22 protein-coding genes are annotated in these 25,081 nt (G+C 38.0%); 14 read left to right on the top strand and 8 right to left on the bottom strand.

Annotated features, from left to right (window positions below; all coding sequences use genetic code 11):
* Positions 1-367 precede the first annotated feature (367 nt).
* The 7 genes from gyrA to dnaA all read right to left on the bottom strand — a co-directional run bounded on the left by gyrA (position 368) and on the right by dnaA (position 9,639).
* Positions 368-2,944, bottom strand: coding sequence for a DNA gyrase subunit A (gene gyrA / locus J2Y03_RS19145; RefSeq protein WP_310196872.1), 2,577 nt, complete (start codon positions 2,942-2,944; stop codon positions 368-370).
* A 296-nt stretch (positions 2,945-3,240) separates the two neighbouring features.
* Positions 3,241-5,163, bottom strand: a complete 1,923-nt coding sequence (gene gyrB, locus J2Y03_RS19140) for a DNA topoisomerase (ATP-hydrolyzing) subunit B (protein WP_310196871.1) — start codon at positions 5,161-5,163, stop codon at positions 3,241-3,243.
* Between the two features lie 69 nt (positions 5,164-5,232).
* Complete coding sequence (gene remB, locus J2Y03_RS19135; protein ID WP_132087257.1) at positions 5,233-5,481, bottom strand: extracellular matrix regulator RemB; 249 nt, start codon at positions 5,479-5,481, stop codon at positions 5,233-5,235.
* A 9-nt stretch (positions 5,482-5,490) separates the two neighbouring features.
* On the bottom strand, positions 5,491-6,609 hold the full coding sequence (gene recF / locus J2Y03_RS19130; RefSeq protein WP_310196867.1) for a DNA replication/repair protein RecF: 1,119 nt from the start codon (positions 6,607-6,609) through the stop codon (positions 5,491-5,493).
* Positions 6,610-6,626: 17 nt separating this feature from the next.
* Entirely contained in the window at positions 6,627-6,845 is a 219-nt protein-coding gene (gene yaaA / locus J2Y03_RS19125; protein WP_310196864.1) for a S4 domain-containing protein YaaA, read from the bottom strand.
* A gap of 103 nt (positions 6,846-6,948) precedes the next feature.
* Complete coding sequence (gene dnaN / locus J2Y03_RS19120) at positions 6,949-8,085, bottom strand: DNA polymerase III subunit beta (protein ID WP_310196862.1); 1,137 nt, start codon at positions 8,083-8,085, stop codon at positions 6,949-6,951.
* Positions 8,086-8,292: 207 nt separating this feature from the next.
* A complete protein-coding gene (dnaA, locus tag J2Y03_RS19115; protein WP_132087269.1) occupies positions 8,293-9,639 on the bottom strand; it encodes a chromosomal replication initiator protein DnaA in 1,347 nt (448 codons plus the stop codon).
* Between the two features lie 710 nt (positions 9,640-10,349).
* Between dnaA and rpmH the strand changes: the two genes are divergently transcribed.
* The 11 genes from rpmH to J2Y03_RS19060 all read left to right on the top strand — a co-directional run bounded on the left by rpmH (position 10,350) and on the right by J2Y03_RS19060 (position 21,007).
* The gene (gene rpmH, locus J2Y03_RS19110; RefSeq protein WP_007084526.1) at positions 10,350-10,484 is read left to right on the top strand and encodes a 50S ribosomal protein L34; all 135 of its coding nucleotides are present in this window, start codon (positions 10,350-10,352) and stop codon (positions 10,482-10,484) included.
* An 82-nt stretch (positions 10,485-10,566) separates the two neighbouring features.
* Positions 10,567-10,911 carry a ribonuclease P protein component gene (rnpA, locus tag J2Y03_RS19105; RefSeq protein WP_310196860.1) on the top strand — a complete coding sequence of 115 codons (345 nt, stop codon included), beginning with the start codon at positions 10,567-10,569 and terminating at the stop codon, positions 10,909-10,911.
* Positions 10,912-11,063: 152 nt separating this feature from the next.
* Positions 11,064-11,840, top strand: coding sequence for a YidC family membrane integrase SpoIIIJ (gene spoIIIJ / locus J2Y03_RS19100; RefSeq protein ID WP_310196857.1), 777 nt, complete (start codon positions 11,064-11,066; stop codon positions 11,838-11,840).
* Complete coding sequence (gene jag / locus J2Y03_RS19095) at positions 11,837-12,457, top strand: RNA-binding cell elongation regulator Jag/EloR (protein WP_310196855.1); 621 nt, start codon at positions 11,837-11,839, stop codon at positions 12,455-12,457. The genes spoIIIJ and jag overlap by 4 nt, the downstream gene beginning before the upstream one ends.
* Before the next feature lie 270 nt (positions 12,458-12,727).
* Positions 12,728-14,113 carry a tRNA uridine-5-carboxymethylaminomethyl(34) synthesis GTPase MnmE gene (mnmE, locus tag J2Y03_RS19090; RefSeq protein ID WP_310196852.1) on the top strand — a complete coding sequence of 462 codons (1,386 nt, stop codon included), beginning with the start codon at positions 12,728-12,730 and terminating at the stop codon, positions 14,111-14,113.
* A gap of 204 nt (positions 14,114-14,317) precedes the next feature.
* Positions 14,318-16,207 (top strand): tRNA uridine-5-carboxymethylaminomethyl(34) synthesis enzyme MnmG, encoded by a 1,890-nt coding sequence (gene mnmG / locus J2Y03_RS19085; RefSeq protein WP_310196849.1) that lies wholly within the window; start codon positions 14,318-14,320, stop codon positions 16,205-16,207.
* A gap of 177 nt (positions 16,208-16,384) precedes the next feature.
* Positions 16,385-17,101: a 16S rRNA (guanine(527)-N(7))-methyltransferase RsmG gene (gene rsmG, locus J2Y03_RS19080; protein ID WP_310196846.1), complete on the top strand. Its 717-nt coding sequence runs from the start codon at positions 16,385-16,387 to the stop codon at positions 17,099-17,101.
* 288 nt (positions 17,102-17,389) lie between these two features.
* Complete coding sequence (noc, locus tag J2Y03_RS19075) at positions 17,390-18,286, top strand: nucleoid occlusion protein (RefSeq protein WP_310196844.1); 897 nt, start codon at positions 17,390-17,392, stop codon at positions 18,284-18,286.
* 265 nt (positions 18,287-18,551) lie between these two features.
* Positions 18,552-19,313 (top strand): ParA family protein, encoded by a 762-nt coding sequence (locus J2Y03_RS19070; protein WP_132087294.1) that lies wholly within the window; start codon positions 18,552-18,554, stop codon positions 19,311-19,313.
* Positions 19,306-20,163 (top strand): ParB/RepB/Spo0J family partition protein, encoded by an 858-nt coding sequence (locus J2Y03_RS19065; RefSeq protein WP_310196839.1) that lies wholly within the window; start codon positions 19,306-19,308, stop codon positions 20,161-20,163. The genes J2Y03_RS19070 and J2Y03_RS19065 overlap by 8 nt, the downstream gene beginning before the upstream one ends.
* Positions 20,164-20,278: 115 nt before the next feature.
* Positions 20,279-21,007: a DUF554 domain-containing protein gene (locus J2Y03_RS19060; RefSeq protein ID WP_310196834.1), complete on the top strand. Its 729-nt coding sequence runs from the start codon at positions 20,279-20,281 to the stop codon at positions 21,005-21,007.
* 53 nt (positions 21,008-21,060) lie between these two features.
* On the opposite strand, the gene yyaC is transcribed toward J2Y03_RS19060, so the two are convergent.
* Positions 21,061-21,675, bottom strand: coding sequence for a spore protease YyaC (yyaC, locus tag J2Y03_RS19055; protein WP_132087302.1), 615 nt, complete (start codon positions 21,673-21,675; stop codon positions 21,061-21,063).
* Between the two features lie 177 nt (positions 21,676-21,852).
* On the opposite strand from yyaC, the gene J2Y03_RS19050 reads away from it, so the two are divergent.
* The 3 genes from J2Y03_RS19050 (at position 21,853) to J2Y03_RS19040 (ending at position 25,010) form a co-directional block, all read left to right on the top strand.
* Positions 21,853-22,728, top strand: a complete 876-nt coding sequence (locus J2Y03_RS19050; RefSeq protein ID WP_132087305.1) for a mechanosensitive ion channel family protein — start codon at positions 21,853-21,855, stop codon at positions 22,726-22,728.
* 14 nt (positions 22,729-22,742) lie between these two features.
* Entirely contained in the window at positions 22,743-22,940 is a 198-nt protein-coding gene (locus J2Y03_RS19045; protein ID WP_045519309.1) for a DUF951 domain-containing protein, read from the top strand.
* Between the two features lie 72 nt (positions 22,941-23,012).
* A complete protein-coding gene (locus J2Y03_RS19040; RefSeq protein WP_396954224.1) occupies positions 23,013-25,010 on the top strand; it encodes a molybdopterin-dependent oxidoreductase in 1,998 nt (665 codons plus the stop codon).
* Positions 25,011-25,081: the final 71 nt, after the last annotated feature.

Raw genomic sequence — 25,081 nt, 5'->3', positions numbered from 1 at the left:
TGTATTAGGCACGCCGCCAGCGTTCGTCCTGAGCCAGGATCAAACTCTCCAAGAAAGTTGATATAGCTCAATTTGTTACGTTGGCTTAGCTTTTTAAAAAAAGCTAAAAAATTGTTTGTTGACGTTCTTGTTTGTTTAGTTTTCAAAGATCAAATTTCCTCTATCACCTAGAAGCGACTTTACTAATGTAACATTTGTTATGATGAATGTCAACGTTTATTTGCTAATTACTATGTGTTACTAACAAATCCTTGTCGACTCAAATGAGTATACCAGCATTATTACAATCAATCAAGAGAAATTTAGTAAAACGGAAGCATTAAATTAAAAAAGTGGAACACCCTAAGGTGCTCCACTTTAAAATTATTTATTCTTCAGTAGATGTGTCAGAAGAATCATCTTCAGGATTAAGCTCATCTCCTGCGTTTTCTTCTTCCGTTCCATCGATTACTTCTGTGCTCTCTATGCCTTCAATAACATCAGTTTCATCTGTTTCTTCTGAAACTTCTTCTTCCTTTTCTACCTTGGCAACAGTCGCAACATAATCGTGTTCATCACCTTTAATGCTTATTAATTTAACACCTTGAGTGTTTCGACCCATTGTCGAAATGCCAGCAACATCGATTCGAATGAGGACTCCACCTGTAGTAATTAACATTAAATCTTCTTCACCAGTTACAGCTCTTACGGATACTAAGGATCCATTTTTTTCAGTAACATGGCATGTTTTTATACCTTTACCGCCTCTACCTTGAATGCGGTACTCTTCAGCTGGTGTACGCTTACCAAATCCGTTCTTAGTAACAATTAGGACGCTGTTATTTTCCTCAAGTACTTCCATTCCAACTACCTCATCATCACTATCTAAGGTAATTCCTTTCACTCCGGTTGCAGTTCTTCCCATAGATCGCACATCCGTTTCTGGGAAACGAATTAGCATACCCTTTTTAGTCCCAATGATCATATGCTTTGTTCCATCAGTCATACGGACAGAAATCAGTTCATCACCTTCACGGAGATTCAAGGCGATTAGACCATTGTTACGAATATGTGCAAATGATGTTAAAGGTGAGCGCTTAGAAATTCCCTCTTTTGTAGTAAAGAATAAGAACCAGTCATCCACAAATTCCTCAACTGGAATGATAGCATTAACCCATTCTCCCTTTTCCACTCCAAGGAGATTTATAATTGGCAGGCCTTTAGCCGTGCGACTGTATTCAGGGATTTCATAGCCCTTTGAACGATAAACCTTTCCTTTGTTCGTAAAGAAAAGAATCGTATCGTGTGTAGAAGTCGTAATCAAATGTTCGACAAAGTCGTCTTCATTCGTTCCCATTCCTTGAATACCGCGACCGCCTCTCTTTTGGGCACGATAAGTCGAAACTGGGAGACGTTTAATATAGCCATTATGTGTTAACGTTATAACAATATTTTCACGTGGAATGAGATCTTCATCTTCAATATTTTCAATTCCACCCGTTTGGATTTCTGTACGGCGCTTATCATTAAAGCGCTCTTTGATTTCCGTTAATTCTTCGCGGATGATTTCTAAAACCTTTTCTTCGTCAGCTAAAATTGCCTTTAATTCTGCAATCAGCTTTACTAAGCTTTGATATTCTTCCTCAATTTTTTCTCTTTCCAAACCGGTTAAACGTTGCAAGCGCATGTCCAGAATGGCTTGTGCTTGTTTTTCAGAAAGGTTGAATTGTGTCATTAAACCCTCGCGGGCAATATCCGTTGTCTGTGAGCCTCGAATTAAACTAATGACTGCATCCAGATTATCCAAAGCAATCCTTAAACCATCTAAAATATGAGCTCGTGCTTCTGCTTTACGTAACTCAAACTCTGTCCTTCTACGAATAACCACGATTTGATGGTCTAAATAATAGACCAAACATTGTTTAAGATTTAATACTTTTGGATGTCCGTTTACAAGAGCTAATGTATTGATCCCAAAGCTAGTTTGAAGTGATGTTTGTTTATATAAGTTATTTAAGAGGACATTCGCATTCGCATCTTTACGCACCTCAATAACGACTCGCATCCCTTTGCGATCTGACTCATCTCTTAAATCTGTAATGCCTTCTATTTTTTTATCACGATGTAATTCTGCAATTCTTTCAACTAATTTCGCTTTATTTACTTGGTATGGTAGCTCATTAACAATGATAACTTCTTTTCCATTTGATTTTGTTTCAATTTCTACTTTTCCGCGAATTGTTATGGACCCTCTGCCCGTTTCGTATGCCTTACGAATACCGCTTCGCCCCATGATGATACCACCGGTTGGAAAATCCGGACCTGGAATGATTTCCATTAACTCTTGAATCGTTATTTCTGGATCACGAGAAATGGCTAATACGCCATCAATAATCTCGCCGAGCTGGTGCGGTGGAATATTAGTAGCCATACCAACAGCAATTCCTGAAGAACCGTTAACTAAAAGGTTGGGAAATCTCGCTGGTAAAACGGCTGGCTCTCTTTCCTCACCATCATAGTTATCTTGAAAATCAATCGTATCTTTGTTTAAATCTCTTAATAATTCCATCGAGATTTTAGACATTCTCGATTCTGTATAACGCATAGCTGCTGCTGAATCACCGTCTACAGAACCAAAGTTCCCATGACCATCTACCAGCATATATCGGTAGTTAAAATCCTGCGCCATACGTACCATGGTTTCATATACGGCTGAATCGCCATGTGGGTGATATTTACCGATTACATCGCCAACGATACGAGCTGATTTTTTATAAGGTTTATCAGCATGGATTCCAAGATCATGCATAGCGTATAAAATACGGCGGTGGACTGGTTTTAATCCATCTCGAACATCTGGAAGGGCACGTGAAACAATAACACTCATTGCATAGTCAAGAAACGATGTTTTCATTTCATGACTGATATTAATTTCTTTCACTTGAGAATTTGGTGTTTCGGCCATTTTAGTACCTCCTATTTTGGTGACAATCTGCTTTGAAATGTCATCCAATGAAATCTATATAAACGAAAAAAGGAGGATAGTGGTAATCCCGCTATCCCTTTCTATATAGGCTTTTCTTTATGTCCAGCTCCGGCGGCTAGGGGCTCGAGGGAAAAAGAAAAACGCTTTTTCCTCGGTCATAAGCACCCCCTGTAAGAAGGCAAAAACCGCCTTTTTACAGAGGGCGACTTATGCTTGTCGCCCCTAGGAAAAAATGAACTGCTTTTTTTCCCTGAACGAGCCGCCTCCGCTTTTCTTTATATATCTAAATTCTTTACGTATTGTGCGTTTGCTTCTATGAAGTTACGGCGTGGTTCTACTTTGTCACCCATTAACATTTCAAATGTCTCATCTGCTTCAATCGCATCTTCTAGACTAACCTGAAGCATCGTTCTAGTAGAAGGATCCATGGTCGTTTCCCATAATTGTTCAGGATTCATTTCACCTAACCCTTTATAACGTTGGATATTAGGCTTCGGCTGACTTGGCAGCTCTGCGAATATTTGATTCAGTTCTTTTTCATCATACGCATACCTGATTTTTTTACCTTGTTGTACTTTATATAATGGAGGCTGGGCAATATAGACATAGCCAGCTTCTAAAATTTTTCGGATATAACGGTAAAAGAAAGTTAAAAGGAGTGTTCGAATATGAGCACCATCAACATCCGCATCTGTCATAATAACGATTTTATGGTATCTAGCTTTAGCAATATCGAAATCTTCTCCAATACCTGTTCCGATTGCAGTTATCATGGAGCGAACCTCATTATTAGAGAGAATTCTATCTAAACGTGCCTTCTCAACATTAAGTATTTTCCCTCTTAATGGCAGAATAGCTTGGAAATGACGGTCACGGCCTTGTTTTGCTGAACCACCCGCCGAATCACCCTCAACGATATACAATTCACTAATAGAAGGATCCTTTGAAGAACAATCTGCTAATTTCCCGGGTAAGCTAGAAACTTCTAAAGCACTTTTACGTCGTGTTAGCTCTCTTGCCTTCTTTGCAGCCATCCTTGCTCTAGCAGCCATTAGACCTTTTTCAACAATTTTTCTTGCTACTGATGGATTTTCTAATAAAAATTTATCAAAATGACTAGAAAATAATGAATCAGTAATGGTCCTAACCTCAGAATTTCCTAGCTTTGTTTTTGTTTGTCCTTCGAATTGAGGATCCGGATGTTTTATTGAGACAATTGCCGTTAAACCCTCGCGAACATCTTCACCAGTTAGATTCGTATCATTCTCTTTAATTAAGCCATTTTTCCTAGCGTAATCGTTAATAACTCGAGTTAAACCTGTTTTAAAGCCTGATTCATGAGTTCCACCTTCATACGTGTGGATGTTATTAGCAAATGAGTAAATACTTTCAGTGTATCCCTCATTGTATTGAAGGGCGACTTCAACGCTAATTCCATCGCGTTCTCCCTCAAGAAAGATTGGTTCGTCATGAATGACCTCTTTAGTGCGGTTTAAATGCTCGACATACGATTTAATTCCGCCTTCGTAGTAATACTCATTCTTTTTATTTTCAACACGCTTATCCTCAATCGTGATTTTAATTGCACGATTTAAGAATGCTAGTTCACGCAGACGAGTTGCCAGAATATCATACTCGTATTCCAATGTTTCAGTAAAAATTTCACTATCCGGTTTAAAGTGAGTAATCGTACCCGTTTTGTCGGTAGTTCCAATTACCTCTAATTCTTTAACTACCGCTCCACGTTCAAATTTAATTTCATGTATATTACCATCAAGGTGTACATAAACTTCTAAATTACTCGAAAGGGCATTAACAACTGATGCACCTACACCATGAAGACCACCAGAAACCTTATATCCTCCGCCGCCAAATTTACCCCCAGCGTGGAGCACAGTCATAATAACCTCAACTGCAGGTCTGCCCATCTTTTCTTGAATTCCGACAGGAATACCACGACCGTTATCTTTAACCGTTATACTGTTATCTTCTTCAATGATGACATTTATCTCATCACAATAACCAGCCAAAGCCTCATCAATACTGTTATCTACAATTTCCCAAACAAGATGATGAAGGCCCTTTCCACTGGTTGAACCAATATACATACCAGGTCTTTTCCTAACAGCCTCGAGACCTTCAAGGACTTGTATCTGATCTGCACCATATTCTTCTTCCTGGACTAATTTTTGTTCCATTGTCAATATAGTTCACCCGCACTTTCATTGAAAAAATACTCTATTAACATAAAATGTAAGATAATAATTTTAATATTCCTGTATTTCCTTTTGATTTGAACGTTTCTTTAACGTTCCGGAAGAGATTGGGGATAAATAAACCTTATCGTATGTAATCACGACTGATTTAAAGGGGTTTTTTGAAAGGTTAACGAGCTTTTCGCTATGCTGGTTTAAAAACTCTTCGACTGAATTTGAAGAATTTACACACCCTTTATCAAGAATGGCGATAATATCTTTCGCCCTGATATTCAAATCTTCCCCGACATGAATATACACACTTCCACCTCAATTCACTTTATTGATAAAACCGGATTCTACATCAAAAGTTGATGCCTCTTTTAATGTTTGGTGATGGATGCCCTCTACACTCGTTGTTGTAACAAATGTTTGGACTTTACCTTGAATGGTGTTAAGCAAGTGTGACTGACGATAATCATCTAATTCTGACAACACATCGTCAAGAAGTAAGATTGGATATTCACGGATTTCTGAATGAATTAATTCAATTTCGGCAAGCTTAACAGAAAGTGCAGTTGTTCTTTGCTGACCCTGTGACCCAAATGTTGAGACATCCCTATCATTGACAAAAAACAACAAATCATCACGATGAGGTCCAAATAGTGTGGTTCCCCGCTCTATTTCCCTCATTCTGACTTTACTAAATTTTTCCTCAAAGCATGCTTTCATTTTCGACAAATCTTGATCTTCTAATACATCAACAGATGGTTTATAGACAATTTTCAATGATTCCAGCCCTCTAGAGATTCCTTTATGAATAGGCTTTGCCCAATTTTCTAGCAAATAAAGGAATTCAAATCTTTTTGAAATTATCTTTACAGCCATTTCAATAAACTGTTCTGTAAGAATTTCAAGCATAGTTTGATCAGTCTGTTTTTTTATTTGTAGCATTTTTAGAAAATGGTTGCGCTGTTGAAGTATTTTTTGATATTGACTTATATCATGTAAATAAATGGGTGAAACCTGTCCAATCTCCATATCAATAAACCGCCGTCTAATCTGCGGACTGCCTTTAACTAAATTAAGATCCTCAGGTGCAAACATAACCACATTCATGTTCCCAACATATTGGCTTAACTTTCGCTGTTCCATGTGATTACATTTTGCCTTCTTGCCTTTTTTTGAAATAATTAATTGTAAAGGCAATGAACTGTATTGTTTTTGAACTCTACCCTCTATTTTAGCATACTCTTGGTCCCAACGAATAAGATCTTTATCATTTGAGGTTCGATGGGATTTTGCCATTGCTAAAACATAGATAGACTCCATCACATTTGTCTTCCCCTGTGCATTTTCCCCAAGAATCACATTTACTTTATTCTCAAATTCAACCGATAGGCTCTCGTAATTTCGATAATTTCTTAGTGCTAACTGTTCAATATACATGAAAACGACACAACCCTTTAGTTACTCGTAATCAAAAACTCCCCAAAACCAGGAATTTGGATTTCATCTCCTGCTCGGAGCTTTCTTCCTCTTCTTTGATCTTGTTCACCATTAATAAAAATATCGTTTTCACTTAAAAACCATTTAGCCATTCCACCAGATTGGATGACTTCAGCTAATTTAAGAAATTGTCCTAACGTAATAAAATCTGTATCAAGCTTTATTTTTTCAGGCAATGTTTATCACTCATTTCTAAAATGGTCTCAATACTTTATTTTACTAAAAAAGAATAAATAAAGAAAGTCACCAAAAACATGGTGACCATTTGTGTGTTTTATCTTAGTAAGTTCTAACTGGCAAAATCAACTGTAAGGTAGTTTCATCGTGCAGCGGCTTAATAACAAATGGGCGCATGGCACCAGTAAAACTTACTCTTATATCTGTACCTTCAAGTGCTTTTAATGCATCCATCATATATTTAGCGCTGAAGGAAATCTTTAGTTCTTCACCATCAATGGATTGGCTTTGAATCTCTTCAACAACTTTACCAACTTCAGGGGTATTTGAGGAAATTTCAATCACACCTCCATCAATTGTAGAAAGTTTTACTACATTGTTTCTTCCTTCTCGTGCAAGCAGCGAAGCTCGATCAATCGCATGGAGGAAATCCTTTGTATTAACAATTAAATCTGTTTTACTTTCATTCGGAATAAGTCTAGATGTATCAGGATAATTTCCTTCTAACAATCTTGAGAAAAACAATAAATGTTTTGCTTTAAACAAAATTTGATTTTCGGTAATCACAATATCAATTAATTCATTGGAATCATCAATAATTTTACTAAGTTCATTCAAACTCTTACCTGGAATGACTACATTGTAGCTTTCATTATTTTCCGTTTCAATTTTTGCCTTTCTTAAAGCTAGTCGGTGACTATCTGTTGCAATACAGTTTAATTCGCCATTTTCGACCTTCCAGTTTACACCTGTCAAGATAGGGCGTGTTTCTGAGGTGGACACTGCGAAAAAGGTTTGCCGTATCATGGTTTTTAATAAATCAGTGGCAATGTGAAATTTATTATTTTCCTCTATTTGTGGGAGGTGAGGGTATTCCTCTGCATCAAGACCGTTTAAATTGAATTCTGATTTTCCAGAACGAATAACGGTTTGTAAGGATCCTAGTACTTCAATTTCAACACTATCTGTAGGCAATTTTTTAACAATCTCACTAAAAAACTTTGCTTGAAGGACAATAGAACCACTTTGTTTAATCTCAACGATTTCGTTTCCAGCTTCCTCATTTGGTATAAATGATTCAATTGAAATATCCGAATCACTTCCTGTTAGGGTAACGCCTTCGCTGCTAGCTGTAATTTTAATTCCTGTCAAAATGGGAATGGTCGTTCTGGATGTGACGGCCTTCATTACATCTTGGACACTTTGAACGAGGCGGTCCCGTTGGATGATAAATCTCATTTCATAATCCTCCTAGCAAATTTTTATTCTTAGTATGCATAAATGGAATTTCTTAAACATATAATAATAAGTTTTTTAAAGAAAAAACAGTAGAAGTACTAGTAGGGCCTGTTGATATGTGGATAACTTATTTTTCGTCATGGAAACACAGTCTATCCACATGTGGACAAACTGTGTGTAAATAGGTGCAAGTTATTCACAATTTATTTAAACTTTCAACAACTCATTTATCTCCTTCATTTGCCTTTGCAGCTGAAGATCAGTTTGCAAGAGCTTAGAAATCTTTTCATGAGCATGGATGACTGTGGTATGATCTCTGCCGCCAAATTCTTCTCCTATTTTAGGCAATGAATAATCAGTTAATTCCCGTGATAAATACATAGCTATCTGTCGAGGGAATGCTACAGATCTCGTGCGTTTCTTAGCTTTGAAATCCTCGAGCTTAACACTAAAGTGTTCGCCGACAGTCCTTTGGATATCAAGAATGGTGATTACTTTAGGCTTTGAACTCGGAATGATATCTTTTAAGGCCTCTGATGCTAAATCTGCGTTAATATCTTTATTGATTAGGGAAGAATAGGCAACTACACGAATTAAAGCTCCCTCAAGCTCTCTGATATTTGTATCGATTTGGTTGGCGATATAAAGCATGACCTCATTTGGTATATCCAATCCTTCCGCCCTAGCTTTTTTTCTAAGAATCGCAATGCGCGTTTCTAAATCTGGCGGAGTTATATCCGTGATTAATCCCCATTCAAAGCGTGAACGTAAGCGGTCCTCAAGTGTGGGAATTTCCCTTGGAGGCCGGTCACTTGAGATGACGATTTGTTTGCTTTCTTCATGAAGAGTATTAAAAGTATGGAAAAATTCCTCTTGTGTCGATTCTTTTCCGGCTAAGAATTGAATATCATCTATTAGCAGCACATCGACGTTTCGATATTTATTGCGGAATTCTACAGCTTTATTATCACGAATAGAATTAATAAATTCATTTGTGAATTTCTCTGAAGATAAATAAACAACCTTTGCATTAGGTTTATGCTCTAAAACATAATGACCGATGGCATGCATTAAGTGTGTTTTGCCTAAACCAACACCCCCATAGATAAATAAGGGATTGTAGGCTTTTGCAGGTGCTTCCGCGACCGCAAGGGAAGCTGCATGAGCAAACCGGTTACCTGAACCAATAACAAACGTATCAAACAGGTACTTTGGATTTAAAATGTTTTGAGGAAACTCATGCTGGTCATCCTCTTTCTTTGCCTTTTTAGCAGGCGTAAGCAAATGTGAGTCTTCTTCTTTTTGATTTTGCGGAATAATGAACTTTACAGATAGCTCTTCTCCAGTAATTTCATAAAGAATACCAGAGATTAACTGGGAATAGCGCTCCTCGAGCCAATCACGTGCAAATTCATTAGGAGCTGTGATCACGAGTAGATTGCCTTGAAGGGAATGGGCCTTTGTGGACTTCAGCCAGGTGTCAAAACTAGGCTTGCTAATCTTTTTCTCAATATTGGCAAGAGCAGCATTCCAAAGATCCGCAATATTCTCCAACGGTTGTCCCTCCTTTTTTCTTTTTTTCTATCTATTAATGAAATGCACTTTGCAGTTTTGTTTTTCGTCTAACTCCATATATAAAGTATTTTTTCACAAAGAGTTGTGAAGTATCCTTAGCACGCATCCTTATATCAAAATGGACAAAAGTTCCGTGTAAAACAACATTATACAAGCTGTACAACCTACTAATTTATAAATATACGAAACAATGGTTGTGGAAAAACATAATATAGGAAATAAAGTGGAGTTTCGACAATATCCACCGCTTGTGGACAAGTTTCTGCAGTACACTTGAATAACTTGTCCACAACTTATCCACAGTTTGTGGATAACAATTTTATTAGACGTAGTTATTCAGAGTGAAAACACAAATATGATACCAAATAAAACGCAGAGGTGCAATGCCTTTTCTTAGTTTATCCACAACTGTGACAAGATGTGATTAAAACTTGTCCACAAGTAGTGTATCCTGTGTAAAAACTGTCAATATCTTGTGAAGTAGCGAAAAAAATGTCGAAAAAAATATCCACAGGTAGAATTTTGCTAGGCAATTGGATTGATAAAAAATTTATTAACTAAAAACATCTTGGTGTAAAAAAATTGTTAATGAGGGAACAATATTGTATGAGTGGTTGACAATGTGAGGGTCACTCTTTATAATAAGTTAGACTGTCTTTAACAGCTATTCCTCAGGGAGGTGTCTTATAATGAAAAGAACATATCAACCAAATAAACGTAAACATAGTAAAGTTCACGGTTTCCGCAGTCGTATGAGCTCAGCTAACGGACGTAAAGTTCTAGCACGCCGTCGTCTAAAAGGAAGAAAAGTATTATCAGCTTAGGCCACTGAAACATCAGTGGTCTTTTTTCTAATAAATATCTTTCAGAGTGGAAAAGTTTTTGTGTAGATGGAAGGTGTTTTCTATGAAGAAAGAATTACGTGTGAAGAAGAATAAAGAAATTCAAGAGGCATTTCAAAAGGGGCAATCCTTTGCGAATCGACAATTTGTTGTCTATAGTCTCGAGAAAGCAGATCAGGACTATTTTCGAATTGGCCTTTCTGTGAGCAAGAAGATTGGAAATGCTGTAACTAGAAATCAAATTAAACGATACATAAGACAAGCTGTTTTCGAATTATCTGATTTACTTGCTCCAGGGAATGATTATGTGATAATTGCTAGGAAGCCTGCAGCTGAAATGGACTTTTTTGAGGTGAAAAAAAGTTTAACTCATGTCTTTAAGGTTGGAAAGGTTTTAAAGAAACGATAGTTTGTCAAAATAAAGAGGTATTCGTCATAAATTTAAGAGACAAATTATTCTAAAAGATGGTAAAATACCAATGAACTATTCCATATGGATATATTTATTAAAAGCTTCAACTTAAATAGAGTATATGTATTATTCAAGGAGGAAAATTCAGGTTGAAAAAACGAATATTACTTTTGCTTGGCATTGTTTCAGTCTTTTTGTTTTTAACAGGATGTACGGAAATAAATAAACCGATTAGTGCAGAAAGTACAGGGTTTTGGAATGAGTATATCGTATATCCACTTTCTTGGGTGATTGTGAAGGGTGCAGAAGTACTAGGCGGAAGCTTTGGGTTTTCATTGATTGTCGTAACACTTTTAATACGATTGGCTATTTTGCCGCTAATGATTAAGCAGACAAGAAGCTCTAAAGCAATGCAGGCCTTGCAGCCAGAAATGAAGGCTCTTCGAGAAAAGTACAGTTCAAAAGATCAAAAAACACAACAAAAACTGCAGCAGGAAACAATGGCTATTTTTCAAAAGCACGGTGTTAACCCAATGGCTGGATGTTTCCCTTTAATCGTACAAATGCCAATCTTAATTGGTTTTTACCATGCGATTTCAAGAACAAGAGAAATTGCTGATCATAGCTTTTTGTGGTTTGATCTTGGTGATAAGGATCCGTTTTATATCCTGCCGATTATTGCAGGCATCACAACATTTATTCAGCAAAAATTGATGATGGCCGGACAGGAGCATAATCCGCAAATGGCGATGATGCTTTGGATGATGCCGATTATGATTGTTATTTTTGCTTTCAATTTCCCAGCAGCCCTTTCCTTGTATTGGGTAGTTGGTAATATTTTTATGATCGCACAAACTTACTTCATTAAAGGACCGGACCTAAGAAAGAATGCAGTCGCCGGTAAAGCGGGAGGAGCAAAAAAGTGAAACAAGTAACTGCTACCGGACAAACTGTCGAAGAAGCAGTGCAATCAGCTTTAGCTCAATTAAATACAACAAAAGACCGCACTGATGTAGCCATAATTGATGAAGGAAAAAGGGGCATTTTTGGAATTTTTGGTTCTCGCCCTGCTGTTGTTAAGGTTACGGTGATCATTGATCCAATTGATGAGGCAAAGAAGTTTCTGCTTCAGGTAAGTGAACAAATGGGAGCCCCTGTCAGTATAGAGATAAAACGTGATGGCAAACAGGTACATTTCGTTTTGTCCGGAGAAAAGATTGCTCTCTTGATTGGTAAGAGAGGACAAACATTGAATTCACTGCAATATTTGACGCAGTTAATCATCAATCGCTTTTCTGATCAGTATCTAACCGTTATCTTGGATGCAGAGGATTACCGAAATCGGAGAAATGATACGCTATTCCAATTAGCCCATCGCCTCGCCCTAAAGGCTGTAAAAACAGGGAAGGATGTCGCATTGGAACCAATGCCTTCATACGAGCGTAAAGTCATTCACACAGCTTTATCCGACAATAAACGAGTGAAAACTTTTTCAGATGGTTCTGACCCACACCGACATATTGTTATTTCACCAGTCAAATAATACGAGTAAAAGACATCCATTCCATGGGTGTCTTTTTTTGTGTGTAGTAAAATAGATAAAAAGTCCCTGTTTATAACAAATATATGAAATCTCTTGTTTTATTGTTATTCACATGTGGATAAGTTAAAATAATACGTGGACATTTTTTTGGTTGTGGATAATTTATTTATAAGTATTTTTTGTATTTAGACAAGAACAGATGTGATATTCTAATAATTTGGAGTAAAAAAATACTCATCTTATATATTTTTATAAAGAGTGGTGAAAGTAATGGAATTTGATACGATAGCTGCTATATCGACACCAATGGGTGAGGGAGCAATTGCAATAGTACGATTGAGTGGCGATGATTCCATTAAAATTGCGGATTTAATTTTTCGGAGCATCGGTGGTAAAAGGTTGATTGAAGTACCAACTCATACGATACATTATGGACATTTAATTAATCCTAAGGATGAACAAGTGATCGAAGAAGTAATGGTATCGGTCATGAAGGGACCAAAAACTTTTACAAAAGAGGATGTAGTTGAAATAAATTGTCACGGTGGAATTGTTTCTGTGAATCGGGTTTTGCAGCATGTATTAGCGCATGGTGCTAGACTTGCCGAACCAGGTGAATTCACAAAGCGAGCGTTTTTAAACGGACGGATTGATTTATCTCAGGCAGAAGCAGTAATGGATTTAATTCGGGCAAAAACAGATCGGGCTATGAATGTCGCCCTAGGGCAAATGGAAGGTCGATTATCAAAATTAATAAGGGGACTGCGCCAAGAAATATTAGAGATACTCGCGCATGTCGAAGTAAATATAGATTATCCGGAATATGACGATGTTGAAGAAATGACGCATAAAATGTTATTGGAAAAGGCTACTTATGTTCGAGATGAATTGAGGAAATTGTTACAAACTTCTCAGCAAGGGAAAATTCTACGTGAAGGTCTTTCAACGGTGATTGTGGGACGTCCGAATGTTGGGAAATCATCGTTATTAAATAGTCTTGTTCAGGAGAATAAAGCAATTGTCACGGATATTCCTGGGACAACCCGTGATGTCATTGAAGAATATGTTAATGTTCGTGGGGTGCCGCTTAGACTCCTAGATACGGCAGGAATAAGAGAAACGGAAGATATTGTTGAACGCATTGGCGTAGAAAAGTCTAGGCAGGTATTAAAAGAAGCAGATTTAATCTTGTTGGTGTTAAATCATGCCGACAAATTTACAAAAGAAGATGAAAACCTTTTTGAAGCTGTTGCAGGGATGGATGTTATCGTTATCGTTAATAAGACGGACCTCGCGCAGCAAATTGATATGGACCGTGTAAAGGAATTAGCTTCTGAGCATAAAATCGTCACCACCTCATTATTAGAAGATCGCGGCGTTGATGAGCTTGAAGAGGCGATATCCTCCTTATTTTTCGCAGGGTCCATTGACGCTGGTGATATGACCTATCTATCGAATACCCGCCATATTGCTTTAATAGGGCAAAGTTTGCATACGATAGAAGAAGCGATTGATGGAGTTGAAATGGGAACTCCAATTGATATTGTACAAATTGACATTACAAGAACGTGGGAATTGCTTGGCGAAGTCATCGGTGAAAGTGTTCACGAAAGCTTAATCGACCAGTTGTTTTCACAGTTCTGTTTAGGAAAATAGAAAAGCGGAAGCGCCTCGTTCAGCCCCGACAAGCGCTGGAGGACCAGGCGGAGAAGTCGCGCACTTTGACTTCTTCGGTTGGTCCGAAGTGACCTCGAGCTGCTCAAAGCTAACGCTTCTCGCAAGATAAACGAAGAAGTCTATTCAGGATGAAAACTGGCTAGGCGCTGGAGATAGACATAAATTTAGAAAGAGGTGAAAGAGATGTCATACGAAGCAGGTACTTTTGATGTTGTGGTTATTGGGGCTGGTCATGCTGGCTGTGAGGCTGGCCTTGCGGCTGCACGTATAGGTGCAAAAACATTAATGCTTTCCATTAACCTCGACATGGTGGCATTTATGCCATGTAACCCATCAATCGGTGGACCGGCAAAAGGGATTGTTGTCCGGGAAATAGACGCACTTGGCGGCGAAATGGGAAGAAATATAGATAAAACACATATACAAATGAGAATGTTGAATACTGGGAAGGGTCCTGCAGTCCGTGCACTGCGGGCGCAAGCAGATAAAGTTGAGTACCAGTCTGAAATGAAAAATACAATTGAAAATACTCCAAATCTGACACTCCTTCAAGGGATGGTTGAGAGATTAATCGTTGAAAACGGCGTCTGTGTTGGGGTTATTACAAAAACAGGCGCTATTTACCGTGCAAAAACAGTTGTTATTACGACCGGTACGTATCTTCGTGGTGAAATTATCCTCGGAGAATTGAAGTATTCAAGTGGTCCTAATAATCAACAGCCATCTATAAAATTATCTGAGCATTTAGAAGAACTTGGATTTGAGTTGGTTCGTTTTAAAACAGGAACTCCGCCGCGTGTAAATAGTAAAACGATTGATTATAGCAAAACAGAGATTCAGCCTGGTGATGAAGAGCCGAGATCGTTCTCATATGAAACAACTAAATATATTACTGATCAGCTTCCATGCTGGTTAACATACACAAATGAACAAACACATACGTTGATTGACCAAAACCTCCATCGTTCACCCATGTATTCGGGAATGATAAAAGGGACGGGTCCGCGTTACTGTCCGTCTATTGAAGATAAAGTGGTCCGATTTAATGATAAACCACGTCACCAAATTTTCCTCGAACCGGAAGGAAGAAAAACACAAGAGGTTTATGTTCAAGGATTATCAACCAGTCTGCCTGAAGATGTTCAACAGCAACTCATCAAAACCGTTCCAGGATTGGAAAATGCACAAATGATGAGGGCTGGATACGCGATTGAGTACGATGCCATTAATCCGACCCAGCTATGGCCGACGCTAGAAACGAAGATGGTAAAAAACCTCTTTACTGCTGGCCAAATTAACGGAACCTCAGGATATGAAGAAGCAGCGGGACAAGGTATTATGGCTGGAATCAATGCTGGCTTGAGTGCCCTAGGGAAAGATCCGTTAATTCTTAGCCGTTCCGATGCCTATATTGGTGTATTAATTGATGATTTAATTACAAAAGGGACATCTGAACCATACCGTTTGTTAACTTCTAGAGCAGAATATCGTCTTCTCTTACGCCATGATAATGCAGACTTAAGGTTAACGGAAATTGGTCATTCCATTGGTCTTATACCAGATGAGCGTTATCAGAGATTTTTAACAAAAAAGGCGGCAGTTGAGGCAGAAAAAGAAAGACTTTCAACAGTCAGATTAAAACCTTCCGCAGAAGTTCAAGAGCTAATCAGAAGTACAGGCGGCAGTGAGCTGAAGGATGGAATCCTTGCTGGAGATTTATTGAAACGACCAGAGATGACTTATGCACATATTGAAACAATATCACCTAGTGATGTGGAATTAGACCAAGATATAAAAGAACAGGTTGAAATTCAAATTAAATATGAAGGATACATTGAAAAGTCACTCCAACAGGTTGAACGCTTAAAGAAAATGGAGAATAAGAAAATACCTGAGAATATTGATTATGACTCCATATCAGGACTTGCAAATGAAGCAAAGCAAAATTTAAAACAAATCAAACCGTTATCCCTTGCTCAGGCTTCAAGAATCTCTGGTGTAAATCCTGCTGATATCTCGATACTCCTTATTTATTTAGAACAAGGAAGAATAGCTAAAACGAGTAATTTATAATATGGCTGTGATAAAGGATATTGTTGAATTTAGAACCTGTTGATTGGAGCGGAAGGGGCTCGACTCCTGCGGGAAGAACGGCCGAGCCCGCGAACCGCTCGCGCCTGGAGCGCAAATCAACAGCCTAATTAATTTAACATAGCCTATAATTTTAGAAAAAAAGAGGAAGTTTTGCTGATGAACATCGAACAATTCAAAGCTATGCTTCTTGAAAAGGGCATTACCCTTAACGAGGAGCAGCTAGATCAATTTGAGAAGTACCTCCATACCTTGGTTGAGTGGAATGAAAAAATGAACCTAACGGCAATTACTGACCAAAGTGATGTTTATTTAAAACATTTCTATGATTCGATATCTGCTGCTTTTTACTTTGACTTTACACAGCCTCTTCATCTTTGTGATGTAGGTGCAGGTGCAGGATTTCCAAGTATTCCTTTAAAAATTGCTTTTCCTCACTTAGAGGTAACCATCGTTGATTCATTAAATAAGCGAATTTCCTTTTTAAATCATTTAGCAAATGTATTAAAATTGGATAAAGTCCATTTCATTCACGACCGCGCTGAAACCTTTGGGGTGAATCCATCCCACCGGGAGTCCTACGACCTGGTTACTGCTCGTGCGGTCGCTAGAATGTCTGTTCTTAGTGAGCTTTGCCTGCCGCTTGTAAAAGTTGGCGGACATTTCATAGCAATGAAGGCGGCTCATGCGAATGATGAATTAGCCGTTGGACAGAAGGCAATCACAACACTTGGTGGAAAACTAGAAAAGCAGTTTACGTTTATTTTGCCGATGGAAGAAAGTGAAAGAAATATTCTTGTGATTAAAAAGGAAAAACAAACGCCCAAAAAATATCCGCGAAAACCAGGAACACCTGGCAAAATGCCGATTGAATAGGCGGATATATTTGTTAAAATAAAGGCTGCTTACGTAATGATTGTTGTTAAAATCTTAAAGCCGATTTTAACGTGGAAATAGCTATTTTGCACTTTAGAATATAGTTTGCAGGCTCTTTTCTTATTAAATTGTGCTAATTTCTACAGAAATTTAGCACAATCATTAAGTTTTGTTCCCAAAGGCAACAAAGTTTAAGAAAAGAGCTTAAATAAAACAGCGGATTTGGCAGGAAGAAAACGGATAGACAGCGAATTAGTAAAAGGGAGTTTCGTAAAGGTGGTGTTGGGGATGAAGAATTCGTTTTCACGCTTTTTTGGCCTCGGCGAAAAGGGAGATCAAAAGGTTGAGTTGGAAATAGAGCTTGAAAATGAGCTAGAACAAGAGCTAGAACAAAATCTAGATGTTGTTAAAAATGAAGAAATTAAAAAGATTCCGATTGAAAGTATTGTTCCAAACCGTTTTCAGCCTCGAACCGTATTTGATGATGAAAAAATAGAGGAATTATCACGAACAATCCATACACACGGAATCATTCAGCCAATTGTGGTCCGACAGTTTGATGGGAAATATGAAATTATTGCCGGGGAACGCCGCTTTCGGGCAATGAAGAAGCTTGGCTGGGATGAAGCACCTGCAATCATAAAAAATTATTCAGATACAGAAACTGCTTCGGTTGCTTTAATTGAAAATTTACAACGGGAAGAGCTATCGCCAATTGAAGAGGCTATTGCTTATGGAAAGCTGCTCGAGCTGCATAACTTAACGCAAGAAGCGCTAGCTCAGCGTCTCGGAAAAGGTCAGTCGACAGTAGCTAATAAGCTCAGGCTTCTAAAGCTGCCACAGCCCATCCAAGAATCCTTGTTAAAAAAAGAAATAACTGAGAGACATGCCAGGGCACTTATTCCGCTGAAAGATCCAGAGAAGCAGGTTTTGCTTTTACAAGATATTATTGAAAAAAATTTTAATGTAAAGCAAACAGAAGATAGAGTTGCACGGATGCTCGAAGAAAAAAATCAAAAACCAAAGCCAAAACGGAAGGCCTTCAGCAAAGACATGAGAATTGCTGTAAACACCATTCGACAATCATTAACCATGGTGTCCGATAACGGAATTAATCTCGATGCGCAAGAAGAAGAGTTTGAAGAGTATTATCAATTTACCATAAAAATTCCAAAGAAAAAATAAAATATTCACAAAATGGGACCAGACTTCTTTGTAGTTTGGTTTTTATTTTTTTATGTAAGAAATGAGTCTGTGTAAAATAATGGAGGCCATTACGTTTAATCGTCATCAATATTTTTTGAAAAAAAATAACAATAAATCAGTTTCATGATAAAATAACATAGAATGGAAAAATTACATTACTAGTTTCGCTTGCTAGACTGACAAGTAAACTAGTTATTTTTACTAGAATTTAAATATTTTATTTGAAACAAGGGTAGGTGACATCGTGGGCAAAACCATTGCAATCGCGAATCAAAAAGGCGGAGTTGGAAAGACAACAACCTCTGTCAATCTAGGCGCCTGCTTAGCATACATTGGGAAAAAGGTTTTATTAGTAGACATTGACCCTCAAGGGAATGCAACGAGCGGAATTGGTATTGATAAGGCAGATGTAGAACAGTGCATCTATGATGTTTTAGTAGATGATGTCGAAGCAAAGGATGTTATAAAATCAACATCTGTTGAAAATTTATATGCCATTCCTGCTACGATACAGCTAGCGGGAGCGGAAATCGAGCTTGTTCCTACTATTTCAAGAGAGGTACGTTTAAAACGTGCTCTTGAAGAAGTCAAAGATCAATTTGATTATATTATTATCGATTGTCCGCCTTCATTAGGATTATTAACACTCAACTCCTTGACTGCTTCTGATTCGGTTTTAATTCCTGTTCAATGTGAGTATTATGCTTTAGAAGGTTTAAGTCAATTATTAAACACTGTCCGTCTAGTACAAAAACACTTAAATCAAGACTTGAAAATAGAAGGTGTATTATTAACAATGCTCGATGCCAGAACCAATTTGGGCATTCAAGTCATAGAAGAAGTTAAGAAGTACTTTCAAGACAAAGTATATAAAACCATTATTCCCAGAAATGTACGTCTAAGTGAAGCACCAAGCCATGGCGAACCAATTATTACGTATGATTCGAAATCCCGCGGGGCAGAAGTTTATTTAGATTTAGCAAAGGAAGTGGTCTCAAATGGCTAAAGGTCTAGGTAAAAAAGGCATCAATGCTTTTTTTACAAATATCGAAGCTGGTAAGGAAGAGACTGTCCAAGAAATTAGTGTGAAGGAATTACGTCCTAATCCTTACCAGCCTAGGAAAACCTTCCAGCAAGAGGCGATTGATGAGTTAAAAGCATCAATCCTAGAGCATGGAATCCTCCAGCCTCTTGTAGTGAGAAAAAGCATTAAAGGCTATGAAATTGTTGTCGGAGAAAGACGCTTTCGAGCAGCAAAAGAAGCAAAGCTAGAAACTGTACCAGCCGTTGTTAGAGAGTTAACAGAACAGCAAATGATGGAATTAGCAGTATTGGAAAACCTGCAGCGTGAGGACTTGAACCCGATTGAAGAGGGACAAGCTTACCAAACGTTAATGGAAAAGTTAAAATTCACCCAAGAAGAGGTGGCAAAGCGTTTAGGGAAAAGTCGTCCGCATGTAGCGAATCATATCCGGCTGCTCTCCCTCCCTGTTAAGATTCAAGAATTGATTTCCAATGGGAAAATTTCTATGGGCCATGGCCGTGCACTTTTGGGTCTTCGCCAAAAGGCAAAGCTGCCCGCTCTAGTGGATAAAATCACTCAGGAATCATTGAACGTTCGCCAATTGGAGAAACTTATTCAGCAATTAAATGATAATGTTCCACGTGAAACAAAAAAGCCCGAAAAGAAAAAGGATGTATTTATTCAGGAGCGGGAACACTCCCTCCGTGAACGTTTTGGTACAACCGTAAGTATTAAACAATCCAAAAACAAGGGTAAAATTGAGATTGAGTTTTTCTCAAAAGAGGATTTAGAACGAATTTTAGAAATGCTGGATCAGGAAGAATCACTTTAAACCATCAATGGGATGGTTTATTTTTTTTCTAAATAAATACCTTTTCTTTGCTGGTAAAACATGATAGGTTAATACTATTATAAATTTCGAGATTCGAAGAATAGGTGAATAGCAGATGTTTTTATTAGGGACGCTTGTTAACGGGGTTTTAATCATCATTGGTACCTTAATTGGAAAGCTTTTGCATCGAATTCCAGAAAGCATGAAAACAACGGTCATGTATGCCATTGGATTGTCGGTGATTGTGCTCGGCTTACAGATGGGCCTGAAAAGCGAAAATTTCCTGATTGTGATTATAAGTTTGGTGATGGGAGCCGTTATTGGGGAACTCATGCAATTAGAGGAAAAGTTAAATCAATTGGGGTTTTGGCTGGAAAAGAAAATTGGTTCTTTGGGAATAGGATCTACTGGAAAAGGCAGTATCTCAGAAGGATTTGTTACAGCAACTTTAATCTTTGTAATTGGAGCTATGGCAATCATTGGAGCACTTGATAGTGGTATCCGTGGGGACCATGATATTTTATATACAAAAGGGCTCATAGATGGATTCACATCGATTATATTAACATCTACCCTTGGAGTCGGTGTTATTTTTTCTGCGATTCCTGTTATGCTTTATCAAGGGCTGATTGCATTATTCGCCACCCAGATTGACCGATTTATTCCACAAATGTTAATGGATCAATTTATCGTTGAAATGACTGCAACAGGTGGAGTGATGATTTTTGCCATCGGGCTAAATCTAACCGGCTTAGTAAAAATAAAGGTTGCCAACCTCCTCCCTGCTATTCTCGTAACCACGATTATGGTAACAATTCTTTATCAATATCATCAATATTTTTGAAAAATTTACATTATCTGCAAGAAAGAGCAATTGGGAGTAGACCCAATTGCTCTTTAATTTGACTTTTTCTGTTCTTGGGCTAAATCCTGCAGCCGTCCCTTTGAATGGAGAATGCTCGCCTGATAGATTCCATTTGCGATTGTTTTTGCCATTTTCATCACTAGATTAAGTCGGGTGTTTTGTAAAACAAAAAACTCCATAAAGCCACTCACGTTAACGATTCCAGTGATATGGATATCACCGACAGCAGGAAGCTCCTTGTTTACTCCAGCACCTGGTTTAACAGGACCGTCAGCTACTTGGATGACCCCGACATTTTTCATTCTTCCTAGACAGGCATCAATACCGATGATATAGGGGTCATGATGTTTGATTGTTATTTCTCTCAGCCGTTCATCAAGATTAACAGCATGAATAGGCTCATCTAATGTACCGTACACATGAAAGTGAGGAATATCTTTTTCCTCTAAAAATGACCCTACAAGTGGTCCTAATGAATCCCCAGTTGAACGGTCAGTTCCAATACAAACAAACACGATGGATTGTTGCGACGCCTTGGGTAAAAACTTAAGTAATTCCATTGCTAGATTTTCAACTGCTTGAAAATCATCATGGATAATTCGTTGTGTATTGGTCCTCCTATCAAAGAAACTAGGCTTCAGATTCATAAGTCCACTCCTCGCGTTGCAACACTTTTTAACAGTATACGGAAAATTTAGAAAATCTATACGTATGAATAAAAGATATTCCTATTGAAAAAACGAATAAATCACAATACTATAAACTACATAGAAAAATTGATAAAATAAGTGTAATTCATCTAGGTAGTGAGGAAGGGTGTTCCAATGAGTTCGATTATTAACCGATTTATCGATAAATTCCAAAATGAAGATACTTGGCTGACAATTGGAGAAGGTGTACTTAAAATCATTGCTATTATGATTGTTGCCAAAATTCTAATAAAATTAGGCAGTATCGCCATTGACAATGTTTTTAAAATAAGAACTCGTTCGCCCCTAAAGACTTCAGAACGCAGAGAAGAAACATTATCAAAACTTCTGGATAATGTGCTTACATATGTTGTTTATTTTATTTCCTTTATGATGATTCTTTCTGTCCTAACGATTGATGTAAAAGCGCTGATAGCTGGTGCAGGGGTTGTTGGCCTCGCAGTTGGTTTTGGAGCACAAAGTCTTGTTAAAGATGTGATCAGTGGTTTCTTTATCATTTTTGAGGATCAATTTTCTGTAGGGGATCATGTTCGAATTGACCAATTTGAAGGAACGGTTCACACCATTGGTTTACGAACAACAAAGTTAAAAAGTTGGACAGGAGAAGTCCACATTCTGCCGAATGGAAGTATCATTCAGGTAACAAATTTCTCTTTAAATAATAGCCTTGCAATTATTGATGTATCTGTTGCTTATGAAGAGGATATTGAAAAAACGGAAAAGGTAATTAAGGAATTACTTGAGAAAATGCCGGATCAATACGAAGAATTAACAAAAGCACCCGAGCTTTTAGGTGTTCAAACCTTAGGACCATCAGAGGTTGTATTGAGAATTGTTGCGGAAACATTGCCGATGAAGCATGCAGGTGTTTCAAGGAAAATTAAGAGCGATATTAAACAATGTTTAGATGAACATGGAATTGAAATACCATATCCACGTATGGTCATGTACTCAAAGAATTCTGGAAACGTTAATGAACCTAGTGTTTAAAGGAGAGGAATTCAATGGAAGAAAAAGAGTTTGGGTTAAATGATGTCGTAGAAATGAAAAAGCAGCATCCATGTGGGACAAATCGGTGGAAAATAATTCGTATGGGGATGGACATTCGGATTAAATGCGAGGGCTGCGAACATAGCGTTATGATTCCAAGACGTGAATTTTCACGGAAAATGAAGAAAATATTGGTGAAGCATGAACAGTAGTTCTTGCTTCTTTTTTTTGAGTAAATATATTATTCTTAATTAATTATGGATCGTTTTAAGGGGGTGGGGAAATTGGCTGAAATTCTAAAATCGGCGTGTCCCTTAAATTGTTGGGATAGCTGTGGTTTTCACGTAACGGTAGAGAATAATAAAATAATAAAAGTGGAAGGTGATCCTTCCCACCCAATTACAAAGGGAAAAATTTGTGGAAGAGGTAGAATGCTAGAAACAAGGACTAATTCTCCTGAGAGACTTCTTCATCCCTTAAAAAAAGTGAACGGTGAATTTAAACAAATTTCATGGGATCAGGCTCTTGATGAGTTAGCCCTTAAGTTAAAGGAAATTAAAGACCAATATGGTTCCACTGCGGTCCTTCACAGTCACGATTATGCCAACAACGGGATACTAAAAAATCTAGACCAGCGATTTTTTAATCGTTATGGCGGTGTCACGGAAATCTATGGTTCCTTATGCTGGGGTGCTGGCATTGAGGCACAAAAATGGGATTTTGGTGATGCTTACGGGCATGAACCGAATGATGTTTTACATAGTAAAAACATCATCATTTGGGGAAGAAATGTAGCGCGGACCAACATGCACTTTTACGAAATGCTCCTAGAAGCAAAGAAAAGAGGGGCAAAAATACTTGTTATTGATCCTCTATTTAACGCTACTGCAAAAATAGCAGATAAGTATATTTCCGTAAAACCTGGAATGGACGGTTTATTAGCTGCAGGTATTATCAAGGAAATTCTCCGATTAGGGTTAGAGGATCGGGATTTTATCGATCAACATACACATGGCTTTCGTGATGTAAAGAAACTGATTGCTAGTATTTCACTGGAGAAGGTAAGTAAAATGACCGAGGTTCCGATTGAAACCATTCAATTTTTAGCAGAGGTTTTTGCGGATCGTCCAACCTCTACCTTCATGGGACTTGGATTACAGCGCTATAAAAATGGCGGAAATACCATCCGCTTGATTGATGCCCTTGTGGCTATAAGTGGAAATATTGGAATTTCTGGTGGGGGTGCAAATTTTGCCAACCTCCAAGTGGGGCAAAGCTTTGATGTCGCTAATTTAACCTTGGGCAGCAGGAAAAGCAGCCACAGGGAGTTTTCGATTATGAAGCAAGCAGAGGAAGTGCTGGCTGCAGTCGACCCTGAAATCAAAATGATTTTCGTCACTTGCGGCAATCCATTGACACAGGTCCCAGATTCGTCGATTGTAGAAAAAGCATTTTCTTCCGTTTCCACACTCGTGGTGGTCGAACAATTTATGACAGATACAGCTCGTTTGGCCGATTATATCCTGCCAACTACCACCTCTTTTGAGGAAGATGATTTTTATTATTCTTCTATGTATCATCATTACGTCAATTATGGTCCGAAACTGGTTTCAGCTCCTGGAGAAGCAAAGTCTGATTTATGGATATGGACACAGCTTGCTGAAAGACTAGGATTTGGTGATGATTTTAACTATTCAAGAGAACAGTGGCTGGGTATGGCGCTGCAATCATTAGCAGAAAAGGGAATGACCTTAGATCAGCTTAAGGAAAGGCATACACTGGAACTGCCAGTAAAACCCATTCCGTGGAGTGATTTTCAATTCAAAACCCCTTCTGGAAAATATGAGTTCACTTCGATGAGTAAGGGTGATGAAGGTAAGCTGAAATTAGCTGTTCCAGAAGAATCTAAATGGAGTAATCCGGAACTCGCTGAGAAATTTCCTTATAACCTATTAACCATCCATCCCTTAAGGTCCAACCATTCACAAAACTACCACCTTTTCCCTAAAGCTCCTGAGTTAAAGGTCGAAGTTGCCGAAAATATTGCAGCGGATAAACACTTAAAGAATGGTGATTTTGTGAGAGTATGGAATATTCGTGGTGAAGTGAAAGGTTATATTTCGATTCTTCCAAAGGTACATCCTAATACCATTAATATCGATGAGGGCATTTGGAAAAGTTTTGGCGGCTCTGTTAATAATCTAACATCGAGTCGGGAATCTGATAATGGACTTGGCAGCACCTTGTATGATTGTCTTGTGAATCTTGAAAAGATAAATTAACTGTCGCTCGGAAAGCAGCGGCAGTTTTTTATATGCTTGTCTTTTTAACGGCTAATGCCTATAATTGTGAG

The organism is Neobacillus niacini, from assembly GCF_031457145.1.
GTDB lineage: Bacteria > Bacillota > Bacilli > Bacillales > Cytobacillaceae > Neobacillus > Neobacillus niacini_J.
This window is presented reverse-complemented; position numbering and strand designations above follow the sequence as displayed.

Excerpts from the sequence above, each read along its gene's own strand:
- rsmG (WP_310196846.1), top strand. The coding sequence starts at position 16,385 with ATGAACATCGAACAATTCAAAGCTATGCTTCTTGAAAAGGGCATTACC.
- mnmG (WP_310196849.1), top strand. The coding sequence starts at position 14,318 with ATGTCATACGAAGCAGGTACTTTTGATGTTGTGGTTATTGGGGCTGGT.
- J2Y03_RS19050 (WP_132087305.1), top strand. The coding sequence starts at position 21,853 with ATGAGTTCGATTATTAACCGATTTATCGATAAATTCCAAAATGAAGAT.
- noc (WP_310196844.1), top strand. The coding sequence starts at position 17,390 with ATGAAGAATTCGTTTTCACGCTTTTTTGGCCTCGGCGAAAAGGGAGAT.
- recF (WP_310196867.1), bottom strand. The coding sequence starts at position 6,609 with ATGTATATTGAACAGTTAGCACTAAGAAATTATCGAAATTACGAGAGC.
- mnmE (WP_310196852.1), top strand. The coding sequence starts at position 12,728 with ATGGAATTTGATACGATAGCTGCTATATCGACACCAATGGGTGAGGGA.
- yyaC (WP_132087302.1), bottom strand. The coding sequence starts at position 21,675 with ATGAATCTGAAGCCTAGTTTCTTTGATAGGAGGACCAATACACAACGA.
- J2Y03_RS19045 (WP_045519309.1), top strand. The coding sequence starts at position 22,743 with ATGGAAGAAAAAGAGTTTGGGTTAAATGATGTCGTAGAAATGAAAAAG.
- gyrB (WP_310196871.1), bottom strand. The coding sequence starts at position 5,163 with ATGGAACAAAAATTAGTCCAGGAAGAAGAATATGGTGCAGATCAGATA.
- gyrA (WP_310196872.1), bottom strand. The coding sequence starts at position 2,944 with ATGGCCGAAACACCAAATTCTCAAGTGAAAGAAATTAATATCAGTCAT.
- J2Y03_RS19060 (WP_310196834.1), top strand. The coding sequence starts at position 20,279 with ATGTTTTTATTAGGGACGCTTGTTAACGGGGTTTTAATCATCATTGGT.
- J2Y03_RS19065 (WP_310196839.1), top strand. The coding sequence starts at position 19,306 with ATGGCTAAAGGTCTAGGTAAAAAAGGCATCAATGCTTTTTTTACAAAT.
- rnpA (WP_310196860.1), top strand. The coding sequence starts at position 10,567 with ATGAAGAAAGAATTACGTGTGAAGAAGAATAAAGAAATTCAAGAGGCA.
- rpmH (WP_007084526.1), top strand. The coding sequence starts at position 10,350 with ATGAAAAGAACATATCAACCAAATAAACGTAAACATAGTAAAGTTCAC.
- dnaN (WP_310196862.1), bottom strand. The coding sequence starts at position 8,085 with ATGAGATTTATCATCCAACGGGACCGCCTCGTTCAAAGTGTCCAAGAT.